2 protein-coding genes and 1 pseudogene are annotated in these 3,162 nt (G+C 53.8%); all 3 read right to left on the bottom strand.

The genetic code is table 11. The features are described from left to right. Window positions 1–71: 71 nt before the first annotated feature. Window positions 72–1,274: an ABC transporter substrate-binding protein gene (locus AB7F49_RS39200; RefSeq protein ID WP_428533386.1), complete on the bottom strand. Its 1,203-nt coding sequence runs from the start codon at window positions 1,272–1,274 to the stop codon at window positions 72–74. A gap of 60 nt (window positions 1,275–1,334) precedes the next feature. Continuing rightward, window positions 1,335–2,675: an acetate--CoA ligase family protein gene (locus AB7F49_RS39195; RefSeq protein WP_428533383.1), complete on the bottom strand. Its 1,341-nt coding sequence runs from the start codon at window positions 2,673–2,675 to the stop codon at window positions 1,335–1,337. Between the two features lie 32 nt (window positions 2,676–2,707). After that, window positions 2,708–3,127: pseudogene (locus AB7F49_RS39190) on the bottom strand (acetate--CoA ligase family protein); the annotation flags it as partial. Window positions 3,128–3,162 lie beyond the last annotated feature (35 nt).

Raw genomic sequence — 3,162 nt, 5'->3', positions numbered from 1 at the left:
TGCTCGCTTCATTTTTTAACATGGTTGATTTGAATTGGGTGCGCGATCGAATAGATCGCGCACCCTTGCTGTCAGTCCTTTGGACGGGACTTAGCTACTTCCGAAAGCGGAATCATGACGTCTGCACCGTCATAGTAAGTTGTGTCGATCATGACGCCGCGGCCGTCTTTTACGTCCAGCTTGCCCATGTAAGTACCATAAGTGAGCTGGTGATCTTCCGCGCGCATTGTCATTTTGCCGACTGGTGTCGTAACCGACAGCCCCTCAAGCGTCTTAATGAGGGTGTCTGTCTTTGTGTCCGGCGCCTTCTTCAGCATTTCCCCGACGAGCTGCCCCATCACGTACCCAATAAAGGATCCGTGACGCGGATAGTCCTTGTACTTGGCTTGATAGTCGCTAACGAATTTCTGGTGAGCTGGATCTTTGATCGAGTACCAAGGATAGCCGTTAACGATCCAACCCTTCGGAGCATCTTCTTTCAAGATATCGAGCCATTCCGGCTGGCCGGTTTCATAACTGACGACAGAACGATTCTCGAAAAGACCTCGAGGACCGCCCTCCCGCACCAGCTTCACGAGATCCGCGCCAAATAATACGTTGAAGATCGCTTCAGGTTTTGCGCTCTGGATTGCTTCGATTGTAGCGCCGGCGTCAATTTTTCCGAGTGGCGGGTATTGCTCCGCAACAACCTCAAACCCCGGAACGAGCTCCTTCATTTGAATTTTGAAGTTCTCCGCGGCAGCCTGCCCATATTCGTAGTTCGGCGCGATGATCGCCCACTTCTTCTTACCGGTCTTTGCCGCTTCCTTGGCGAGCACCTTAACGACCATGTAGGTGCTCGAGCGATTGCGGAACGTGTAGCGATTTCCCTGTGCCATCGTTAAGTTATCTGACGCGGCCTGCGATACGATGTAGAGGATCTTCTTTTGCTTTGCGAAGTCAGCGAGGGCAAAGGCTACGGGCGAGAGGAACCCGCCGACCATGAAATCAACATTGCGGCGCGACACGAGTTCATCGGCCGCCCGCACGGCATCGGCGGGAACACCACCGTCATCTTGGCTAATGATTTCGACTTTCCGCCCTTGAGCACCACCCGCCGCATTGAACTCGTCAATCGCAAGATTCAACCCGTTGCGGTAGGGAATGCTCACTGCCGAGAAGCGATTGTAGCTGTTTAGATCTCCAATCTTGATGGTTTGCTGTGCCATAGTCGGAGTGGTCTGACTTAAAGCAACGACTGCTGCGATCGTGACTGCCAACATGTATTTCTTCATCTGTCTCTCCTGGGTTCAGGTAGTTCCAAACGGCGCCTCTTACGATGCGCCGGTCGCGCCCTAACAGGTTGCTTGAATCGCGAGAGAAAGAGCGCGCACCGCTGCTCGCGTACTGTCAAAAACAGGAATTCTGGCCCCCTCCAAATCCTCGAGCCATTTTTTCCCGGTATCGTCGCCATAAATGACAACGACGAAAGGCTTTTCGTACTTGTCGCGCAAGCGACGGAGCAGCGATCCAAACTCGTCAAATGCAGCCCCGGCTGGCGCCAAGAGAATTCCTATAACCGCGTCCACGTTTGGATCTTGAAAGATAGGTTCTAGACCTTGCTCATGCGCAAATTTCGAACCTTTAAGATCGACGGAAATCCAGAAATCAAAAGGGTTCGCGGGAGGAATGAATGCAGGCAGGATTTCTTGTAGTTTGGCGGTGGTCTCCGTGCTGAACTCTGCCATCTGAAGACCTTCGGAAACCAGCATATCGGTCGACATAACGCCAAGCGCACCACTTGTGGTCGCGATCGCGATCCGTCGCCCTTTCGGTCGTGGAAGCATTTCCAGAGTGCGGAGAGCATTCATAAACTCTCGTTCGTCATCTGCTCGAGCAATGCCAAATTGTTTAAAGCCAACTTGGAGCAGCGCGTCGTCCGTCATCATGGAGCCGGTGTGCGAGGCCGACGCGCGCGCACCTTCGGCAGTACGGCCCGACTTCAAAACAACAACTGGCTTACGAGTGCGAACCTCCGCAGCCTTCTCCATGAAAGCACGCGGATTGTCGATTGATTCAAGATAGAGCCCAACGACGCTGGTCTCGGGATCTGCTCCGGCAAAATCAAGAAAGTCAATTTCGTCAACATCCACTTTGTTTCCGACGGCAAGACTCGTCATCACGCCGGGGCGTTGGACGTCCTGATTCATGAATTCAAGCATCACGGCGCCATTATAGATTCCGCTTTGTGCAAAGAGTGAAATTCCACCTTTCTCCCAACGTGGATAGCCAACGAAACTGCCCATCATCGACGTATGCGCATCGATAATCCCGATGGTATTGGGCCCGATGAGGAGTAGATCGTACTGCTCGGCAAGCTTCTTGAGCTTGAGTTGATCAGCCTTTCCCAGCTCTCCGACTTCGGAAAAGCCCGCCGCGATGATGCAGACAGCGCGGCATCCCGCGCGGCCGCATTCCTCTACCGCGCCCAACGCGGCATCCCTCGGAAGAGCAACAAAAGCGAGGTCCACTTTCTTCGGAGTTTGAGAGATCGAGGGGTAGGCTTGGCGGCCAAAGACCTCTTTTGCGCCTGGGTTGATTGGATAAAGGTCGCCGACGAACCCACCGTTCACCAGGTTACTGAACAGGAGACCGCCTGATTTGCGAGGATTTGACGACGCTCCGACAACCGCCACGGACCGGGGTCGCAGAAGGGGTTGCAAGTCTCTCATACTGTTAGGCCCCGCAAAATTAAAAGTGCATCTAGCGCACAGGCGCCGTTGGCACTGATGCTGATTGGATTGATTTCAATTTCGCTTACGTGCTTTTCGAATTCCGGTGCGCAGATGAAGTCTGAAATCGACACGATCGCATCTCGTGCTACTTGCCGGTCAAAAGCAGGCTTGCCTCGATAGCCTTCGAGAACTCTCCGAAGAGGTGTGGCGTCAATTAAAGAATCGACATCCTGAGGGCGCAGGGGCGCTAGCTTATGCTCGATGATCCGCACCAACTCCGTATGGACGCCTCCCATACCAAAGCTCACGACCGGACCTAGCGCTCTATCAAGGCGTCCAGCCAACAGCCACTCAGGAAACGCCGGCCGGTACTCCTCAATTAAGAACCCGTCTATTGTCGCGTCGGGCCGAGCTAGTCGTACGCGGCTTCAAATATCATTGCACGCCC

The organism is Pseudorhodoplanes sp. (assembly GCF_050250235.1).
GTDB lineage: Bacteria > Pseudomonadota > Alphaproteobacteria > Rhizobiales > Xanthobacteraceae > Pseudorhodoplanes.
Note: the sequence above shows the minus strand (reverse complement) of the source record. Positions and strands in the feature narration are given on the sequence as shown.